The organism is Pseudomonas sp. ATCC 43928, assembly GCF_005938665.2.
GTDB lineage: Bacteria > Pseudomonadota > Gammaproteobacteria > Pseudomonadales > Pseudomonadaceae > Aquipseudomonas.
The window spans coordinates 99,177-118,360 of the sequence record NZ_CP041753.1; the positions used below are offsets into that span (position 1 = coordinate 99,177).

Consider the following 19,184-nt stretch of genomic DNA (forward strand, 5'->3'; position numbering starts at 1 on the left):
GAACGTGCCCCCGTCGTTATGCGCCGGGGGCATTTTGGTGCTTGCTCGAATCCAATCCTTTCCCATCCGGTGTCTGAGTCATGGCCAAGCCTTCGTTTGTCAATTTGTGGAAAGCCTATTCCGACCTTCTGGTTACGTATCCTGACGCCAAGCCCTGTGAGGGCCCTTGGGAAAACCAGTGTGCTATCCGCATGAGCGCGACACTCAATGCAGAGCTGACCATCAAGGTCAACAAATCCACCTATACCGAACCCAAGTGTGCACATGAGCACGCCCGGGGTGCCGAGTCGCTGGCGAACTGGTTGTGGAAGCATCATCTGGGGCGGCCAACCATTCTGGGTAACAGCGCCGAGGAGCGTCGCACGTTGATGGGCAAGACCGGGCTTATCTTCTTCAAGGACTGTTTCCAGCAGTCAGGGGAGTCGGCGGACAATCGTACTGGCGATCATATTGATCTATGGAATCGGGGCCTGACCCAAACCGGCGACCTCTTTTACAGGTCCAGAGCTGTCTGGTTCTGGGAGCTCGCATAATGAAAAATCACCGGCTCGCCATGTGCCTGGCGATAAGCCTGACCAGCCTGAGCGCATGCGCCGAACATGCCCAGATGCCAACAACCCAGGCCGTCTTTGTTGGGCAGCAACTCAGCCTGATTGACGACCAGGGTCAATGCACGCTGGTCAAACCCGACCAGAGTCGCATGAAGCTGGACATGGAATGGCCTTGCAGCTTCAGCCTGAATAAACAACAGCAACTGCGCGTAGAAACGTTCAACAACATCCCGATATTTTCGGTCTGGCGCAGCGAGCACATGCCTGCGCCCAGCCGCGACTGCCTCAGCAAAATGCAGGCTATCCGCCAGATCCCGGGAGGGCTGGAGGCGGGAGCGGTCAACACGTTTGCGTCCTGCGGCACGGGAGGGGACCAAAAAATGTATGTAGCGCCATTTACGTGGTAACCGACATCGCCACCCGCGATCGCCTGCAACCGTCCCTGCTGGATCGGTTGACCGACGACGACCCAGGCAACCTCAAGGAAAGCGCCGACAAGCGCGTGCTGTCCCTGACCCAACTCAAAGCCTCGGTGTTGCGGGACCTGGCGTGGCTGCTCAACACCACTTCATTGCTCAGCGCCGATGCGACGCTGCACACACCGGCCGGCACTTCGGTGGTCAACTTCGGGCTGCCAGCCCTGGCCGGCAACAGTGCATCGAACGTCGATATCGTGGCGCTTGAAGCACTGATCCACCAGGCCATCGCCACGTTCGAGCCGCGGATTCTGCGCCATACCCTGCGCGTGCGGGCCCGGGCATCCGCCGAGATGAATCACAACGCCCTGAGTTTCGAGATCGAAGGCGACCTCTGGGCCCAGCCAGTGCCGCTGCGCCTGATGCTGCAAACCGACTTGGACCTGGAATCCGGCCATGTGCGAGTGGTCAACGCCGACCAGCGGAGACACTCATGAACCCGCGCCTGCTGGAACTGTACAACCAGGAATTGCACCACGTACGCGAAAGCGCGGCGGAGTTCGCCCAGGAATACCCGAAAATCGCCAGTCGGCTGACGTTGTCCGGCATGGACTGCGCCGATCCGTACGTCGAGCGCTTGCTGGAAGGGTTCGCCTACCTGACGGCGCGGGTACAGCTCAAGCTCGATGCCGAATACCCGACCTTCACCCACAACCTGCTGGAAATCGCGTACCCCCATTACTTGGCGCCAACACCGTCGATGACCGTGGTGCAATTTCAGGCAGACCCCGATGAAGGCTCACTGAGCAGCGGCTTCCCGTTGCCCCGGGATACGGTTCTGCGCGCAGCCCTGGGTCGCGAAAGCCAAACCTGCTGTGAGTACCGCACCGCCCATGCGGTGACGTTGTGGCCATTGCAGGTCAGCCAGGCCGAGTACTTCGGCAACCCGTCCGCCGTGCTCGGGCGCCTGGCCGCCAGTGCCTCCAAGGCCAAGGCTGGCCTGCGCCTGACCCTGCGCACCGGTGCCGAACTGCCGTTCAACAGTCTGGCCCTGGACAACCTGCCGCTGTACCTCAACGGCGCCGACGAACAACCCTTTCGCCTCTACGAACAGTTGCTGGGTAACGCCTGCGCCGTCTTCGCCCGTCAGCCCGGCGGCGATTGGGTAGAACGCCTGCCCCAGGATGCACTGCGCTCCGTGGGGTTCGACGATACCGACGCCGCGCTGCCCGTGGTGTCGCGAGCCTTCCAGGGCTATCGCCTGTTGCAGGAATACTTCGCCCTGCCCCGCCGCTTTCTGTTTGTCGACTTCACCGGGTTGAGCCGGGCGGTCAAACGCTGCCAGGGCCAGGAGCTGGAATTGATCGTGCTGTTCGACCGTCACGATCCGAGCCTGGAAGGCAGTGTCGGTGCCGCACAGTTCCTGCCGTTCTGCACCCCGGCAATCAACTTGTTTCCCAAGCGCCTGGATCGCATCCACTTGTCGGAACGGGTGAATGAACACCATGTGATCGCCGACCGTACCCGGCCGATGGATTTCGAGATTCATTCCCTGACCGCCCTCACCGGCCATGGCACCGGGTCGGAACAGCCTTTTTTGCCGTTCTACGCCGTCCGCGATCCGTCTCGCTACGGCCGCGATCAGGCGTATTACACGGTGCGGCGCGAACCCCGCATGCTCTCCAGCGGCCAGCGGCGCAACGGCCCACGTTCGACTTACATCGGCAGCGAAACCTTCGTCAGTCTGGTGGACAGCCAGCAGGCGCCCTATCGTCACGACCTGCGCCAATTGGGCGTAACGGCGTTATGCACCAACCGCGACCTGCCCCTGTTCATGAGCGTGGGCAACAACAAGACCGACTTCACCCTGGCCGACAGCGCACCGGTAGCGGCGGTACGCTGCGTGGCCGGCCCGAGCCGCCCACGCGCCAGCCATGCCCACGACGCCAAGGCCTGGCGGTTGATCAGCCAGCTTTCGCTCAATTACTTGTCCCTCAGCGAGCAAGGCCAGGGCGCCGCCGCCCTGCGCGAGCTGCTGCGCCTGTATGGCGACGACAACGATGCAGCCTTGCAATTGCAGATCGAAGGCCTGCGCGAAGTCAGCAGCAAGGCCTGCACCCGACGTTTGCCAATGCCGGGCCCGATCGTGTTTGGCCGCGGCCTGGAGATCACCCTGGAATTCGATGAGAACGCGTTTCGTGGCACGGGCGTCTTTTTGCTCGGTGCAGTGTTCGAGCGCTTCCTGGCACGTTACGTGTCGATCAACAGTTTTACCGAGACGGTGATCCGTACCACCGAGCGCGGCGAGATCATGCGATGGAAAGCCAAACCCGGACGTCGTCCGACCCTGTGAATACCCTGGACGCGATGCACCAGGAGCCCTGGGAATACGACTTCTTCCAGGCATTACGGCGCATCGAGTGCGAATCGCCTGAGCTTCCGCGCCTGGGTCATTCGTTGCGCCTGGCCGATGACCCCTTGCGCCTTGGGCAACAAGCCGATTGCACCTTCGCTCCGGCGACCCTGGCCTCGGTACAGCCGGGCATCGACGGTTCGCCGGCACGTCTGGAACAATTCTTTTTTGGCCTCGGCGGCCCCAACGGCCCGTTGCCGTTGCACCTCACCGAATATGTGCGTGAACGCCAGCGCAACAACGCCGACAGCACCAGCAAACGCTTTCTGGATGTATTCCACCATCGCCTGCTGAGCCTGTTTTACCGGGCATGGGCCGAAGCGCGACCGACAGTCAGCCATGATCGCCCGGACGATGACTACTGGTCGGCACGTCTGGCAGCGCTGAGCGGTCGAGGCATGCCGAGCCTGCTCAAACAAGGCCTGATACCCGACACGGCGAAGCTGCATTACAGCGGTCATCTGTCGGCACAAACCCGCTATCCCGACGGTTTGAAGGCAATCATCGGCGAGTACTTCGGCCTGCCGGTGGAGATCGAAGAGTACGTCGGCCAATGGCTGGTGCTGCCGGAGCGCAGCCGCGTGGGCGTCAGCGCCCATCAGTTGGGCGTGGATTTTTGCCTGGGCCGCTGCGTCTGGGATCGCCAGCACAAATTCCGCATTCGCCTGGGGCCGCTCAAGCTGGATGACTACATGAGCATGTTGCCCGGCAGCCCATCCTTCAATGAGCTGGTGGCCTGGGTGGCCGAATACCTGGGCCATGAACTGGACTGGGATCTGAACCTGGTTCTGAAACAGCCCGAAGTGCCGACGCTGCAACTCAATGGCCGCTTCCGCCTGGGGTTCAATACCTGGGTGGGCAAGCCCGCAAAAGATGCCAAGGACTTAATACTGGCCCGGCATTACGCCGAGCAAGCCAACACCTCACAGATCTCAAGGAGCCAAGAGCATGGGTGAAATCAGTCGCGCCGCGTTGTTCGGCAAACTCAACAGCGTGGCCTACAAAGCCATCGAAGCCGCCACCGTGTTCTGCAAGTTGCGCGGTAACCCTTATGTGGAACTGGCCCACTGGTTTCATCAGTTGCTGCAATTGCAGGATTCGGACCTGCACCGCCTCATCCGCCAGTTCAATATCGAGCCGGCGCGCCTGGCCCGGGACCTGACCGACGCCCTGGACCGTTTGCCACGAGGCTCGACGTCAATCACTGACTTGTCTTCCCATGTGGAAGAAGCCGTGGAGCGTGGCTGGGTCTACGGCAGCCTGATGTTCGGCGAAAGCCAGGTGCGTACCGGTTATCTGGTGCTGGGCATCCTCAAGACCCCAAGCCTGCGCCATGGATTACTGGGACTGTCGGCAGAGTTCGACAAGATCAAGGTCGAGGCCCTGAGCGAGCGTTTTGACGAGTACGTCGGCGACTCGCCGGAAAATGCACTCAGCGCCAGCGATGGTTTCAACGCCGGCAGCGTGCCCGGTGAAGCCAGTGGCGCCATGGCCCCAAGTGCCATGGGCAAGCAGGAAGCGCTCAAGCGTTTTACCGTCGACCTCACCGAACAAGCGCGCAGTGGCAAGCTTGACCCGATCGTCGGCCGTGACGAAGAGATCCGCCAATTGGTAGACATCCTCATGCGTCGTCGGCAGAACAACCCGATTCTGACCGGTGAAGCCGGCGTCGGTAAAACCGCCGTGGTCGAAGGTTTTGCCCTGCGCATCGTCGCCGGTGACGTGCCGCCGGCGCTCAAGGATGTGGAACTGCGCAGCCTGGACGTCGGCCTGTTGCAGGCCGGCGCGAGCATGAAAGGTGAATTCGAACAGCGCCTGCGCCAAGTCATCGAAGACGTCCAGGCCTCACCAAAACCGATCATCCTGTTTATCGACGAAGCCCACACCCTGGTAGGTGCCGGTGGCGCCGCCGGCACCGGGGACGCGGCCAACCTGCTCAAGCCGGCCCTGGCCCGGGGCACCCTGCGCACCGTGGCCGCCACGACCTGGGCCGAGTACAAAAAGCATATCGAAAAAGACCCGGCCCTGACCCGCCGCTTCCAGGTGGTGCAAGTGGCCGAGCCGTCGGAAGACAAGGCGCTGTTGATGATGCGCGGCGTGGCCTCGACCATGGAAAAACACCATCAGGTGCAGATCCTCGACGAAGCCCTGGAAGCCTCGGTCAAACTGTCCCATCGCTACATCCCCGCGCGCCAGCTGCCGGACAAATCCGTGAGCCTGCTGGACACCGCCTGCGCCCGCGTTGCCATCAGCCTGCACGCCGTGCCGGCCGAAGTGGACGACAGCCGTCGGCGCATCGAGGCGTTGGAAACCGAGCTGCAGATCATCGCCCGCGAGCACGCCATCGGCATCGTCATCGGCGCCCGCCAAACCCAAAGTGAAAACCTACTGAGTGCCGAACGCGAACGCCTCGCCGAGCTGGAAAGTCGCTGGGCCGAAGAGAAAACCCTGGTAGACGAATTGCTCGCCACCCGCGCCACCCTGCGTGAGCGCGTCGGCGTGGTGGACAGCGAGGACGGCAGCGAGACCAGCCACGCCTTGCGCGAAAAGCTGGTGGACCTGCAACAGCGTCTCAGCGCCCTGCAAGGGGAAACGCCGTTGATTCTGCCGACGGTCGATTACCAGGCCGTGGCCTCGGTGGTCGCCGACTGGACCGGGATTCCGGTGGGCCGCATGGCCCGTAACGAACTGGAAACCGTGCTCAACCTCGACCTGCACCTGAAAAAACGCATCATCGGCCAGGACCACGCCTTGCAGATGATCGCCAAACGCATCCAGACCTCCCGCGCCGGCCTCGACAACCCGAGCAAGCCGATCGGGGTATTCATGCTCGCCGGCACCTCCGGCGTGGGCAAGACCGAAACCGCCCTGGCCCTGGCCGAAGCCATGTACGGCGGCGAGCAAAACGTCATCACCATCAACATGAGTGAATTCCAGGAAGCTCACACGGTGTCCACCCTCAAGGGCGCGCCACCGGGCTACATCGGCTATGGCGAAGGCGGCGTGCTGACCGAAGCCGTGCGGCGCAAACCCTACAGCGTGGTACTGCTGGACGAAGTGGAAAAGGCTCACCCGGATGTGCACGAGATCTTCTTCCAGGTCTTCGACAAAGGTGTGATGGAGGACGGCGAAGGCCGGGTGATCGACTTCAAGAACACCTTGATTCTGCTGACCACCAACGCTGGCACCGAGCTGATTGCCCAGGTCTGCAAAGACCCGCAAAACGTGCCGGAGCCCGAAGAAATCGCCAAGGCCCTGCGCCAACCACTGCTGGAGATTTTCCCGCCGGCCTTGCTGGGCCGCCTGGTGACCATTCCGTACTACCCGCTCAGCGACGAGATGCTCAAGGCCATTACCCGCCTGCAACTCAACCGCATCAAAAAGCGCGTGGAGAACACCCACAAGGTGGCCTTCGATTACGACGACGCGGTGATCGACCTGATCGTCTCCCGTTGCACCGAAACCGAAAGTGGTGGGCGGATGATCGACACCATTCTGACCAACAGCCTGCTACCGGACATGAGCCGCGAGTTCCTCACCCGCATGCTCGAAGGAAAAGCGCTGGCAGGGGTGCGGATCAGCGCCCGGGACAACGAATTGCACTACGACTTCAGCGACGCCGCCTAAGCGGCCCTCCTCCGTAGGAAGGAACCGAGCAGTGACAAGGGATAACTGATGCTATTCAAGCAACTCTCACGCCTGGCAAAGATCACCAGCCCCCTGGGGCCGGATGTGCTGTTGCTCAAGGACATGGGCGGAGACGAAGAATTGGGGCGGCTGTTCAACTATGAGTTGCAGCTGCACTCGCTGGACAACGCCATCGACCTCAACCAGTTGCTCGGCAAACCCATGTGCCTGAGCCTGCAACTGGACGGCGGTGGCGAGCGTCATTTCCATGGCATCGTTGCCCGTTGCAGCCAGAACGTCGACCAGGGCCAGTTCGCCAGTTACCAGGTCACGCTGCGGCCCTGGCTATGGCTGTTGACCCGCACCTCCGATTGCCGGATTTTCCAGAACCTGACCATCCCGCAGATCATCAAGCAGGTGTTTCGTGACCTGGGTTTCTCGGATTTCGAAGATGCCCTGAGCCGGCCCTATCGCGAGTGGGAATACTGCGTGCAGTATCGCGAAACCAGCTTCGACTTCGTCAGCCGCCTGATGGAACAGGAAGGAATCTACTACTTCTTCCGCCATGAACAGGGTCGTCATGTGCTGGTGCTGGCCGATGCCTACGGCGCCCATGCCAACGTGCCCGGCTATGCCTCGGTGCCCTACTACCCCAAGAATGAACAGCAACGCGAACGCGATCACATCTACGATTGGCACCTGGCCCAGCAAATCCAGCCGGGCTCGCTGGAACTCAACGACTATGACTTCCAGCGCCCTGGCGCGCGGATTGACGTTCGCTCGGCCATGCCCCGTCCGCACACCGCCGGCGATTATCCGCTGTACGACTACCCCGGCACCTATGTGCAAAGCGAAGACGGCGAACACTACGCACGTACCCGCATCGAAGCCTTGCAGACCCTGCACGAACAGGTCGAGCTGGCCGGCAACGCCCGAGGCCTGGGGTCGGGTCATTTGTTCAGCCTCACCGGCTTCAGCCGCCAGGACCAGAACCGCGAATACCTGATCGTCGGCGCCCGCTACCACATTGACCAGGAAAGCCTGGAAACCAGCGGTGGCGTGGCTTCGGCACAGTTCGAAAGCAGCCTGACCTGCATCGACGCACAACAAAGCTATCGCCCGCTGCCCAACACCCACCGCCCCATCGTCAAAGGCCCGCAGACCGCACTGGTGGTGGGCCCCAAGGGCGAGGAAATCTGGACCGACCAGTTCGGCCGGGTGAAGGTGCACTTCTACTGGGACCGTCACGACCAATCCAACGAAAACAGTTCATGCTGGATTCGCGTGTCGCAATCCTGGGCCGGAAAAAACTGGGGCTCGATGCAGATCCCACGAATCGGCCAGGAAGTCATCGTCAGCTTCCTCGAAGGCGACCCGGATCGGCCGATCATCACCGGCCGCGTCTACAACGCCGAACAGACCGTGCCCTACGACTTGCCGGAAAACGCTACCCAGAGCGGCATGAAAAGCCGTTCGAGCAAGGGCGGCTCGCCGGCCAATTTCAACGAAATCCGCATGGAAGACAAAAAAGGCGCCGAGCAGTTGTACATCCATGCCGAGCGCAATCAGGACATCGTGGTCGAGGTGGATGAAAGCCACTCGGTGGGTCACGACCGCAACAAAAGCATCGGGCATAACGAGACGGTGACCATCGGCAACAACCGGCTGCGCATCGTCAAGCAGGAAGACATTCTGTCGGTGGGCCAGCGCAAGACCGACAGCATCAGCCAGAGCTACGTCATCGAAGTGGGCGAAAACCTGCGGCTGGTGTGCGGCGAAAGCATCCTGGAGCTCAATGCCAGCGGCCAGATCAACCTGACCGGCGTGCAAATCAGCTTCTATGCCAGCGGTGACGCCGAGATCAACACCGGCGGCGTGCTGCACCTGAACAACGGCGGCGGCCCTGGCGCCACGCCTGACGGCCAGGGCGTCAAGGCCAGCATCGACGCCAATATCAATGCCGCATTCCCCAAGCCCAAGGGCTAACCACGAGATTCAAGCGCCATGACTTACCGCATCAATGAGTTCCAGTTCCAGCTGCCGGCAAGCGAGCTGCAAGACGCGACGATCAACATCCTCAAGTTCCCCGAACTGGGCACCTCGCTGATTGTCAGCCGCAGCTTGCTGGCCGAGGGCGAAACCCTGCAAAGCAACTTCGACGACCAGCTCAAGCGCCTGGAAAAACAAGTGCAGGACTTGCGTTTTCAGCCGGGCGTCGCCGTGCGCCTGGGCGCCAGCCAGGAGGTCGAAGGCATCGAGTTGCGCAGCCAGTTCAACAAGGGCAACGACAAAGTCTTCCAATATCAGTTGGCGCTGGTATTGCCCGGCACCCGCAAAATGCTCGCCCTGAGCTACGTGAAGGCGGAAAAACTCGGCGATGCCGAAGCCGCGCATTGGGCAACCATCAAGAGTTCGTTGCTGTTCGACGTTCCGGCCTGATGAGCACCCTGCATGTCTGACGCACTCTGGGCCGCCCGGCTGGGCGATGCCCTCGACCACACCTCGATGATGGCCGACATCCTCGGCGGCGTGCTGGAGGTGGCGGCCAACATCGCGATCACCGCGCTGGCGACGGCTGCCGTGGTGGCGGCCACGGGCATCACCGTCGCCACCGGCGGCCTCGGCTGCTTCCTGCTCGGCGCGGTGGTGGGCACCATCGTCGGCCTTGCCATGAGCAAGACCGGGGCCGACAAGGGCCTGAGCAACCTGTGCGAGAGCTTCAGCAATGCGCTGTTCCCGCCCACGGTGCAGGCAACGATTCTCACCGGCTCCACCAACACCCTGACCAACAACATTCCCGCCGCCCGGGCCGCCGGGGCGATTCCGTCCCATGTCGCGCCGGCCGGCACCGAGCTGGAGACACCCGAGCCGGAAGCCGAGCCCAGCTATCTGGACATGGCCGAGAGCTTCTTCTCCCAGATGTGGCGCCCCACCGTCGCCACCCCGGCGCCCGGCGCAGTGCCCAAGCCGCTGGACCTGGTCACCTGCATGAAGCATCCGCCGATGCCGCCGCAGTTTCTGGCCGAGGGCTCGGACAAAGTCACCATCAATGGCCAACCGGCCGTGCGCAGCGGCGACCGTACCACCTGCGACGCCAAGGTCGTATCGTCCGGGCTGATCTCATCGAACGTGACCATTGGTGGCGGTTCGGTGGTAGTGCGCGAGATCCGCAGCGGCAAGACCCCGGGCGTGGGGCTGGCGGTCACCGCGTTGCTGATGCTCAAGGGCGGCAAGGGCAAGTTCTTCAGCAAATTGCCGTGCATGCTGATCGGCGGCGCGGCGTCGATGGCTGTCAGCAGCGCCATGGGCGCCATGGCCAACGCCGCCATGGGTTCGTCGAACCCGGTGCATGCTGCGACCGGGGCCAAGGTGCTGGGTGGGGACGAAGAGCTGGATTTCGTGCTGCCGGGCATCTTGCCGATCGATTGGCAGCGCTTCTACAACAGCCGCGACGAACGCCGCGACAGCTTGTTCGGCGCGGGTTGGAGCGTGTCCTACGAGGTGCGGGTTGAAATCCTGCCTCACCCGGAGGGCGGGGAAACGCTGGTGTACACCGATGAACAGGGCCGGCGCATCGATATGGGGTCGATCCCCTTGGGCGGTGCGGTGTTCAGCGCGGGTGAAGGGCTGAGTGTTCGGCGGCATCGCAATGGGGAATTGTTGATTGAAAGCGATGACGGGTTGTATCGGCTGTTCGACGGTACACCCGGTAATCCGTCGTTGTTGCGCCTGAACCAGCTCGGCGACCGCAATGACAACCGCATCCACCTCGACTATGACGACGCCGGACAGTTGGCGCGCCTACGGGACACCTTCGATCTGGTGCAGGTCGAATTGATTCGGGAGCGCGACCGCGTGGCTCGAGTGGAACGCGTGTATCCCGACCAGCACCGCGAAGTACTCGTCAGTTACGGCTATGACGCAGCCGGCAACCTGGCCGAAGTGCGCGACGCCACCGGCCAGGTGCAACGGCGCTTCGCCTACGACGCCGGGCGGCGGATGGTCGAGCATCAGTTGCCCACGGGGCTGCGTTGTTTCTATGAATGGGCCTTGATCGAAGACCTTGAATGGCGCGTGGTCCGGCACTGGACCGACGAAGGCGACACTTACCAGTTCGACTATGACCTGAAGGCCGGTGTCACGCGCATCACCGACGGCTCACAGCGCATCAGCACACGACGCTGGAACACCCAGCACCAGATCACCGAATACACCGACAACCTCGGCCAGACCTGGCAGTTCGAGTGGAACGACGAACGTCAATTGCTCAGTGCCACCGACCCGCTGGGCGGGCGCTATGAATACAGCTACGACGACGCCGGCAACCTGATCGGCGAAACCGACCCGCTGGGCCGCAGTGAATCGACCCTATGGCTCGAGCACTGGGCCTTGCCGCTGGTGGAAACCGATACCGCGGGCAACAGTTGGCAATATCGCTACGATCAGCGCGGCAACTGCATCGCCGAAACCGATCCGCTGGGCCATGTAACGCGATACCGCTACGACACCCAAGGCCAGGTCGTCGAGATCATCGACGCCACCGGCAAAAGCAAAAGGCTGCGCTGGAACCCGTTCGGCCAACTGGTCGAACACATCGATTGTTCGGGTTACCCGACGCGGTTCAGCTATGACAACCGGGGCTATCTGCAAACGATCACCGATGCCCTCGGCGAACGCACCCAATTCAGTTACGACGCCCAGGGACGGTTGCTCAGCAGCCAATTGCCGGACGGCCGCACCGAGCAGTATCAGCGCGACGTCAGTGGCCAGTTGACCGGTTATACCGACCCCGCCGGGCACACCACCCTGTATCAACACAACCGCCGCGGCCAGGTGCGTCAGCGTACCGACGCCCATGGCCGGCAGGTGCAGTTTGGGTACGACCGCTATGGGCGGCTGCAAGCGCTGACCAATGAGAATGGCGAAAGTTATCGCTTCGCCTGGGATGCAGGGGATCGGCTGACAGAACAACAGGATCTGGATGGCAGTGCCAAGCGCTACACCTATGACCTGCTGGATAACGTCGCGGCGGTCACGGCTGTTCCGGCGCCCTACGGCAACGGTCTGGCCGTCGTCCCCGAGTCGCCCCCCGCTCCCATCGTTCACCGACTGGAACGCGACGCCGTCGGCCGGCTGATCGCCAAAATCACCGACGATGGCCGCACCGACTACTCCTACGACCCACTGGACCAGCTCACCGCCGTCACCTTCACCGACCACCAGGGCAACGCACAAACCCTGAGCTTCGCCTACGACGCCCTCGGCCAGTTGCTCGAAGAACACAGCGCGGCCGGCAACCTGCACTACCACTACGACGAACTCGGCAACCTGATCCAGACCCAACTGCCCGACGGCCGCTGGCTCAATCGCCTGTACTACGGCAGCGGCCACCTGCACCAGATCAACCTCGACGGCCAGGTCATCAGCGACTTCGAACGCGACCGCCTGCACCGCGAAGTGCTGCGCACCCAGGGCCAGATCAGCACCCGCAGCGAATACGACCGCAGCGGGCGTTTACGCTCACGCCAACGCCGTCACAGCAGTCAGCCATCGCTGATGCCGGCAGCGGTACAAAAGCACTTCGAGTACGACCCCGCCGACAACCTGATCGGCAAACTCGACCAGCAACCCACCACGCAACACCGCCAACTGCTGCACTACGACGCCACTGGCCGCATCATCGCCAGCCAGGACAGCCTGCACGGCCAGCGCGAAACCTTCGCCTACGACGCCGCCGCCAACCTGCTGGACGGCCCGCAACCCGGCGCCGGGCTGGTGGTGCACAACAAACTGCTGACCTATCAGGACAAGCGTTATCGCTATGACGCGTTTGGCCGGATGATCGAAAAACGCAGCGCTCAACGGGGTCTGCAGCGCTTTGCCTATGACGCCGAAAGCCGCTTGATCGAAGTGCGCAACGCAAACGGCAGCGTGGTCAGGATGACCTACGACCCGCTGGGCCGGCGCATCGCCAAGACCGAACACGACAGCAAGGGTTATCCACTGGGAGAAACCCGCTTCACCTGGGACGGCCTGCGCCTGTTGCAGGAACATCGCCATCAACAGACCAGCCTCTACCTCTACGAAGACGAAGGTTACGAACCCCTGGCCCGCGTCGACGGCACCGGCCCGCTGCAAAAAATCCGCTACTACCACAACGACCTGAACGGCCTGCCGGAACAGCTCACCGAGGCGGACGGCCACAACGTCTGGCAGGCGAGTTATCGGGTGTGGGGCAACACGTTAGAAGAGGTGCGCGAGCCGTATTACATTGAAGAGCAGAATCTGCGGTTTCAGGGGCAGTACCTGGACCGGGAGACGGGGCTGCATTTCAATACGTTCAGGTTTTATGATCCGGATGTGGGGCGGTTTACTACGCCGGATCCGATTGGGTTGGCTGGGGGACTAAATCTTTATCAGTACTCGCCAAACCCCATCGGATGGACCGATCCGTTGGGCTGGGAAACATGCAGACTGTCTAAGGCAGATAAAAAAGCAATGGGGAAAAAACCCACTGCTGACGTCATGACTGCCCCGCATCGCCATCATATTGTGCGCGAAAAGGCGCCCAAAAATTGGACAGACAGCAATCGCCGATATGTGGCCCATGCTCAGGGTGTTCTAAAGAGATTTGGTATCGGCTTGAATGACAGCCCTCACAACTTCGTATGGGCCCCCAATGGTAGTGGGAACCACACAATCGCTAGCGCTCGCAAAGTGTCACGAACACTCGCAGAGGCCCGAAAAGGCGGAAAAAACAAAGTGATTGAGGCGCTGAATGCAATGGGCGAGAAAATGAGAAATGGTGAATTTTTAGATGACTAGCCTGGAAAAAACATACGGAACAAATGCCCCTCTTGTCCGAGAACTTTATGCTCATATAGAGACGGGGAATGTTGAGTTTTTACGTGCCCAGCTAGACGCTCATCCAGAGCTGCTGGCCCCCCCTCGTTATGATCTTTTGAGCTATCCAGGACTTCTGCATCATGCCGCAGAGAGAAACCAGGTTGCGGTGTGTGCATTGCTAGTTGATTTGGGCATTGACCTCGACCAACCCACTGCTGGCTCAGGCAATACTACGGCGCTTGCACTGGCCGCAAAAAATGGGCATTTAGAAACAGTACGCTGGCTTCTGGAGGCAGGAGCTGATGTTAATGGCTCTCCTCTCTCGGTTGCATCTCCGCTGATAACCGCCGTCACTTTCGGGCAAAAAGAAACAGTCGAATTGCTGCTCAAGTACCATCCGGACGTCAATAGATTACATGCCAAGCTCAATCGAACGGCCCTCGATTTAGCTCAGAGCTGGAGCTTCCCTGAAATTTTCAACTGCTTGAAAGCACAAGGCGCTATCTCGGCCGTTGAAAAGGCGCCAGATGAAGAAACTCTGCCTGGTGCAGGGATTATCGATTTTGTGTGTAGGACCGCTGGCTGGGTATTACCTAAAGAACTAATCCCTCAATCCGGATCATTGGAAGTAAATTTCAGAGTAAGCTGCATCGCGAACAAAAACGACTTTAAACTCTTATTTACAGTCGGTCTTTTTGTTGAAAAACCACGCACAGAACTTTTTATCTGTCTTCCCGGAAGCTGGCGCCTACCCAAAAAAGGCTTTGCCTTCGATAGCCCTTGGATGTTCCCTCATGCGGTACTGACTGTATTGTCTGAAAAAACCCTCAAAGACTCGCCTTTAACCGAGGGTCAGGTGATTTTACGAACGGATAAAGCCTTTAGTCAGCTGGGCTGGCCAGCGGATATTGAGGCGCTCATTGTCGTGGATAAAATTTGGAACACTACTGGCGATGCAGAAATTGAAGATCATGAGGATTCGGTAAAACTCTACGTTCTGACTCCTCTAAAGCTGACAAAAAAGGGCCCCCCTGAAGGCGATGCCCTAGCCTCGGTCTTGGAGAAAAAACGTAAGGCAAGCTGGAAGAGCGTCGCTCTGACTTCACCTCTGCAAAATTGACGACACTCTCAACAGGATCTGAAGACAGCGCCAAGCGCTACACCTATGACCTGCTGGATAACGTCGCGGCGGTCACGGCTGTGCCGGCACCTTACGGTAACGGCCTGGCCGTCGTCCCCGAAACACCTCCGGCCCCCATCGTTCATCGACTGGAACGCGACGCCGTCGGCCGGCTGATCGCCAAAGTCACCGACGATGGCCGCACCGACTACACCTACGACCCACTGGACCAGCTCACCGCCGTCACCTTCACCGACCACCAGGGCAACGCACAAACCCTGAGCTTCGCCTACGACGCCCTCGGCCAGTTGCTCGAAGAACAAAGCGCGGCCGGCAACCTGCACCACCACTACGACGAACTCGGCAACCTGATCCAGACCCAACTGCCCGACGGCCGCTGGCTCAATCGCCTGTACTACGGCAGCGGCCACCTGCACCAGATCAACCTCGACGGCCAGGTCATCAGCGACTTCGAACGCGACCGCCTGCACCGCGAAGTGCTGCGCACCCAAGGCCAGATCAGCACTCGTAGCGAATACGACCGCAGCGGGCGTTTACGCTCACGCCAACGCCGACACACCAGCCAGCCATCGCTGATGCCGGCAGCGGTACAAAAGCACTTCGAGTACGACCCCGCCGACAACCTGATCGGCAAACTCGACCAGCAACCCACCACGCAACACCGCCAACTGCTGCACTACGACGCCACTGGCCGCATCATCGCCAGCCAGGACAGCCTGCACGGCCAGCGCGAAACCTTCGCCTACGACGCCGCCGCCAACCTGCTGGACGGCCCGCAACCCGGCGCCGGGCTGGTGGTGCACAACAAACTGCTGACCTATCAGGACAAGCGTTATCGCTATGACGCGTTTGGCCGGATGATCGAAAAACGCAGCGCTCAACGGGGTCTGCAGCGCTTTGCCTATGACGCCGAAAGCCGCTTGATCGAAGTGCGCAACGCAAACGGCAGCGTGGTCAGGATGACCTACGACCCGCTGGGCCGGCGCATCGCCAAGACCGAACACGACAGCAAGGGTTATCCACTGGGAGAAACCCGCTTCACCTGGGACGGCCTGCGCCTGTTGCAGGAACATCGCCATCAACAGACCAGCCTCTACCTCTACGAAGACGAAGGTTACGAACCCCTGGCCCGCGTCGACGGCACCGGCCCGCTGCAAAAAATCCGCTACTACCACAACGACCTGAACGGCCTGCCGGAACAGCTCACCGAGGCGGACGGCCACAACGTCTGGCAGGCGAGTTATCGGGTGTGGGGCAACACGTTAGAAGAGGTGCGCGAGCCGTATTACATTGAAGAGCAGAATCTGCGGTTTCAGGGGCAGTACCTGGACCGGGAGACGGGGCTGCATTTCAATACGTTCAGGTTTTATGATCCGGATGTGGGGCGGTTTACTACGCCGGATCCGATTGGGTTGGAAGGTGGGCTCAATCTTTACCAATACGCTCCGAACCCTATCGGTTGGGCGGATCCATGGGGCTGGGCGTATGCCGGGGTAGATTTCACGGGAAGCAGTGATTTGTATCCGATTAAAGGCGCACAAAAAAATATCGTGACTATCAAGATGCAAGGCTCCAGGTCGCGTGACTTTACTCAAGCCTATAAAGAAGCCGGTATTCCAAGGAGTGCCAAGAAGGACTATACCTGGCACCACGTTGATGACTTCGACCCTAAAACGGGTAACACAACGATGCAGCTTGTCAGGAAATCTGCCCACGAAGCCACCTATCCCCATGGCGGCTCAGTTGCGCAATATGAGAAACATTTCAAAGTTAATTACGACAGCAGCGAATCAGTCCTAGCAGCGTCTAAGAAAGGCTGGCTCGCCAACAAGATTCCCAACACCAAAGTCAAACCTGGGCGCTGCTCATGATTGGAGATTTCAATGCTTGAAAACAAATTCTCAGATTACGAAAAGGCCATTACCCCAGCGAATCTGGACCAGCTGGAGTCCGTCATCGGCAAGAAGCTACCGGCTCCCTTTCGAAACCATTACCTCAAGTACAACGGCGGCATGCCGGAACGAGCTTATTGGGTCAGCGAAGACTTTTTCGACCCCATCGAAGTCGCCTCTTTCAGGCCGATTACCTATGGTGAACCCACGCTGCTGTCCACCTATCAGTTGATGCTGAAGAAACAAGTTCTTCCTGCACATCTCCTTCCTTTCGCAGACGACCTGGGCGGCAATTTCTTTTGCTTGAACCTTGATTCGGGAGCCATCAGTTATTTCACGACTGACACGTTTGATAGTGACCTTAGCCCGGAAGAGAACCAGGCTGAATCCGAGAAGCCTATTTGCTCGAACTTCCTCCGTTTCGTTCAAGGACTGATCGATGAGGAAGATTTGGACGAGGAATGAGGCGCTCAGCAGCCTGGCCGACGGGGTGCATTTGTTGGTAGAGCGCGCGCTGGATCACCTGAATGAGCCGGAAATAGCAGCGATTCTCGCAAGGAAACAAAGCCGAGTCGGCTGATCCGCCAGACAGAAAAAATGGGCACCCAACCTCGTTGGCGTGCCCATTTTTTATCCCGCTCGCCCGCTGTGCGGGAAGTCGGTGCGTGTTACGGATTAACGCTGTCTTTCAACGACTTGCCTGGCTTGAACGCAACAGTGTTGCTGGCCTTGATTTTTACCGGCTCACCGGTTTGCGGGTTTTTGCCGGTGCGGGCACCGCGATGGCGTTGCAGGAAGGTGCCGAAGCCCACCAGCGTGACGCTATCCTTGCGATGCAGAGCGCCGGTGATTTCTTCGAGAACGGCGTTGAGAACGCGATTGGCCTGTTCTTTGGTGAGATCTGCTTTTTCCGCGATGGCAGCGGCGAGTTCTGGTTTACGCATGAGTGAAGCCCCTTTGACGGTTTTTTGTTGTTATGTCCGTGCTGTTCTCGTTGGAACAGCGCCCAAGGCGCCGCAGGTGCTCTACTCTGCGGCAGACGGGAATGAGGATGGCATGCGCGCAAGAGCGGCGCCAGTCTCCCCGCGACCTTTGTGGGGGCAAAAACGGGGTGATTCCGACAGAACGACCGGCATTTACGCCAACAGGGCCGGAAGTTCTTTGTTCAGGGCGAGTTTTTCCATCACCGCCGCGCCGGTCAGGGCATAGCCCAGCAATTTGCCGGCGCTGTCGCGGCACAGCACCTTGATGTCCGCGCCCTGCCCTTCGACCGTCCAGACGCCCTCCGCGCCCCGTGGCGGCGGCGAAACCACCAATGGGCAGACCGGGGTTTTCACGGTGATCGGCATCGGGCCGTAACTCACCGCCGTAGGGTTTCCGGCGAGGGTCTGGGCCAGCGCTCTCGCACAGCTCATGAGGGGCATGACGTACAACAGATTCAGCCCATCGACCTCGGCGCAATCGCCCAGGGCGTAGATGTTGGCGTGAGAGGTTTTCAGGTGACGGTCAACCACCACGCCACGATTGACCTGCACCCCGGCAGCGGCCGCCAGGTCGATGCGCGGACGCAGACCGATGGCTGACACCACTACGTCGCAAGGGATGACCTGGCCGTCAGACAGATGCGCTTCCAGGCCGTCCGCCACTCGCTGCAAGCGATTGAGCACCGGCCCGAGGTGGAAGCGCGCGCCCAGGCTTTCCAGGCCGGCCTGGACCGCAGCAGCCGCCGCCGGGTGGAGCAAGGTCGGCATGACTTGTTCGCAGGGCGCAACCAGTTGCACTTCGTAGCCACCGAGAATCAGGTCATTGGCGAATTCACAGCCGATCAAACCGGCGCCCAGCAGCAACACCCGACACTTGCCGGCCGCGGCTGCGCGAAAACGTGCGTAGTCTTCAAGGTCGTTGATCGGGAAAACGGCATCGGCCGCGTCGCCTTCGATCGGCACCCGCACGGTTTCCGCGCCCCAGGCCAGGATCAGGTCACGGTAGATCACTGATTCTTCGCCAATCCACAGGCGTTTGTGGCCCGGATCGATGCCGCTGATGCGCGTGTGGGTGCGCACTTCGGCCTTTAATTGCTCGGCCATGGCGCCCGGTTCGGCCATGCTCAGGCCATCGGCGTCTTTATTCTTGCCAAAGCCGGTGGAAAGCATCGGCTTGGAGTAGGAGCGTCCGTCATCTGCGGTAATCAACAGCAGCGGGGTTTCGCCATCGAGTTTGCGAAACTCCCGGGCCAGGTTGTAGCCAGCCAGCCCAGTGCCGACGATCACGACAGGTGCGTTCATTCCTAGCTCCTTG

At 60.5% G+C, this 19,184-nt stretch carries 13 protein-coding genes and 1 pseudogene; 12 read left to right on the plus strand and 2 right to left on the minus strand.

Features of this window, described 5'->3' with window-relative positions; all coding sequences use genetic code 11:
- The first annotated feature begins 80 nt into the window (after positions 1 to 80).
- The 12 genes and pseudogenes from FFH90_RS00465 (at position 81) to FFH90_RS00520 (ending at position 17,351) form a co-directional block, all read left to right on the plus strand.
- The gene (locus FFH90_RS00465) at positions 81 to 533 is read left to right on the plus strand and encodes a type VI secretion system amidase effector protein Tae4 (protein ID WP_018927415.1); all 453 of its coding nucleotides are present in this window, start codon (positions 81 to 83) and stop codon (positions 531 to 533) included.
- Positions 533 to 958 (plus strand): hypothetical protein, encoded by a 426-nt coding sequence (locus FFH90_RS00470; protein ID WP_019650056.1) that lies wholly within the window; start codon positions 533 to 535, stop codon positions 956 to 958. The genes FFH90_RS00465 and FFH90_RS00470 overlap by 1 nt, the downstream gene beginning before the upstream one ends.
- A complete protein-coding gene (gene tssE, locus FFH90_RS00475; RefSeq protein ID WP_138866527.1) occupies positions 952 to 1,464 on the plus strand; it encodes a type VI secretion system baseplate subunit TssE in 513 nt (170 codons plus the stop codon). The genes FFH90_RS00470 and tssE overlap by 7 nt, the downstream gene beginning before the upstream one ends.
- Complete coding sequence (tssF, locus tag FFH90_RS00480; RefSeq protein ID WP_138866528.1) at positions 1,461 to 3,320, plus strand: type VI secretion system baseplate subunit TssF; 1,860 nt, start codon at positions 1,461 to 1,463, stop codon at positions 3,318 to 3,320. The genes tssE and tssF overlap by 4 nt, the downstream gene beginning before the upstream one ends.
- The gene (tssG, locus tag FFH90_RS00485) at positions 3,284 to 4,336 is read left to right on the plus strand and encodes a type VI secretion system baseplate subunit TssG (protein ID WP_138866529.1); all 1,053 of its coding nucleotides are present in this window, start codon (positions 3,284 to 3,286) and stop codon (positions 4,334 to 4,336) included. The genes tssF and tssG overlap by 37 nt, the downstream gene beginning before the upstream one ends.
- Entirely contained in the window at positions 4,329 to 7,007 is a 2,679-nt protein-coding gene (gene tssH / locus FFH90_RS00490) for a type VI secretion system ATPase TssH (protein ID WP_018927410.1), read from the plus strand. Before tssG ends, tssH begins: the two co-directional genes overlap by 8 nt.
- 48 nt (positions 7,008 to 7,055) lie before the next feature.
- Positions 7,056 to 8,993: a type VI secretion system tip protein TssI/VgrG gene (gene tssI / locus FFH90_RS00495; protein WP_138866530.1), complete on the plus strand. Its 1,938-nt coding sequence runs from the start codon at positions 7,056 to 7,058 to the stop codon at positions 8,991 to 8,993.
- An 18-nt stretch (positions 8,994 to 9,011) separates the two neighbouring features.
- Positions 9,012 to 9,446 carry a DcrB-related protein gene (locus FFH90_RS00500; protein WP_019650052.1) on the plus strand — a complete coding sequence of 145 codons (435 nt, stop codon included), beginning with the start codon at positions 9,012 to 9,014 and terminating at the stop codon, positions 9,444 to 9,446.
- 12 nt (positions 9,447 to 9,458) lie between these two features.
- Positions 9,459 to 13,832 (plus strand): RHS repeat-associated core domain-containing protein, encoded by a 4,374-nt coding sequence (locus tag FFH90_RS00505; protein WP_138866531.1) that lies wholly within the window; start codon positions 9,459 to 9,461, stop codon positions 13,830 to 13,832.
- On the plus strand, positions 13,825 to 14,973 hold the full coding sequence (locus FFH90_RS00510) for an ankyrin repeat domain-containing protein (RefSeq protein ID WP_105342408.1): 1,149 nt from the start codon (positions 13,825 to 13,827) through the stop codon (positions 14,971 to 14,973). Before FFH90_RS00505 ends, FFH90_RS00510 begins: the two co-directional genes overlap by 8 nt.
- A gap of 20 nt (positions 14,974 to 14,993) precedes the next feature.
- Positions 14,994 to 16,865, plus strand: a pseudogene (locus FFH90_RS00515) (RHS repeat-associated core domain-containing protein); the annotation flags it as partial.
- 12 nt (positions 16,866 to 16,877) lie between these two features.
- Positions 16,878 to 17,351: an SMI1/KNR4 family protein gene (locus FFH90_RS00520; RefSeq protein ID WP_138866532.1), complete on the plus strand. Its 474-nt coding sequence runs from the start codon at positions 16,878 to 16,880 to the stop codon at positions 17,349 to 17,351.
- A gap of 203 nt (positions 17,352 to 17,554) precedes the next feature.
- Here the strand turns inward: FFH90_RS00520 and FFH90_RS00525 are convergent, their stop codons facing one another.
- Complete coding sequence (locus FFH90_RS00525) at positions 17,555 to 17,830, minus strand: HU family DNA-binding protein (protein ID WP_003213368.1); 276 nt, start codon at positions 17,828 to 17,830, stop codon at positions 17,555 to 17,557.
- A gap of 192 nt (positions 17,831 to 18,022) precedes the next feature.
- Positions 18,023 to 19,171 (minus strand): NAD(P)/FAD-dependent oxidoreductase, encoded by a 1,149-nt coding sequence (locus FFH90_RS00530; RefSeq protein WP_138866533.1) that lies wholly within the window; start codon positions 19,169 to 19,171, stop codon positions 18,023 to 18,025.
- Between the last annotated feature and the right edge of the window lie 13 nt (positions 19,172 to 19,184).

Bases quoted from the DNA above. Each gene is read 5' to 3' on its own strand.
- FFH90_RS00465 (WP_018927415.1), top strand. From the start codon at position 81: ATGGCCAAGCCTTCGTTTGTCAATTTGTGGAAAGCCTATTCCGACCTT.
- FFH90_RS00470 (WP_019650056.1), top strand. From the start codon at position 533: ATGAAAAATCACCGGCTCGCCATGTGCCTGGCGATAAGCCTGACCAGC.
- tssF (WP_138866528.1), top strand. From the start codon at position 1,461: ATGAACCCGCGCCTGCTGGAACTGTACAACCAGGAATTGCACCACGTA.
- tssG (WP_138866529.1), top strand. From the start codon at position 3,284: ATGGAAAGCCAAACCCGGACGTCGTCCGACCCTGTGAATACCCTGGAC.
- tssH (WP_018927410.1), top strand. From the start codon at position 4,329: ATGGGTGAAATCAGTCGCGCCGCGTTGTTCGGCAAACTCAACAGCGTG.
- tssI (WP_138866530.1), top strand. From the start codon at position 7,056: ATGCTATTCAAGCAACTCTCACGCCTGGCAAAGATCACCAGCCCCCTG.
- FFH90_RS00500 (WP_019650052.1), top strand. From the start codon at position 9,012: ATGACTTACCGCATCAATGAGTTCCAGTTCCAGCTGCCGGCAAGCGAG.
- FFH90_RS00505 (WP_138866531.1), top strand. From the start codon at position 9,459: ATGTCTGACGCACTCTGGGCCGCCCGGCTGGGCGATGCCCTCGACCAC.
- FFH90_RS00510 (WP_105342408.1), top strand. From the start codon at position 13,825: ATGACTAGCCTGGAAAAAACATACGGAACAAATGCCCCTCTTGTCCGA.
- FFH90_RS00520 (WP_138866532.1), top strand. From the start codon at position 16,878: ATGCTTGAAAACAAATTCTCAGATTACGAAAAGGCCATTACCCCAGCG.
- FFH90_RS00525 (WP_003213368.1), bottom strand. From the start codon at position 17,830: ATGCGTAAACCAGAACTCGCCGCTGCCATCGCGGAAAAAGCAGATCTC.
- FFH90_RS00530 (WP_138866533.1), bottom strand. From the start codon at position 19,171: ATGAACGCACCTGTCGTGATCGTCGGCACTGGGCTGGCTGGCTACAAC.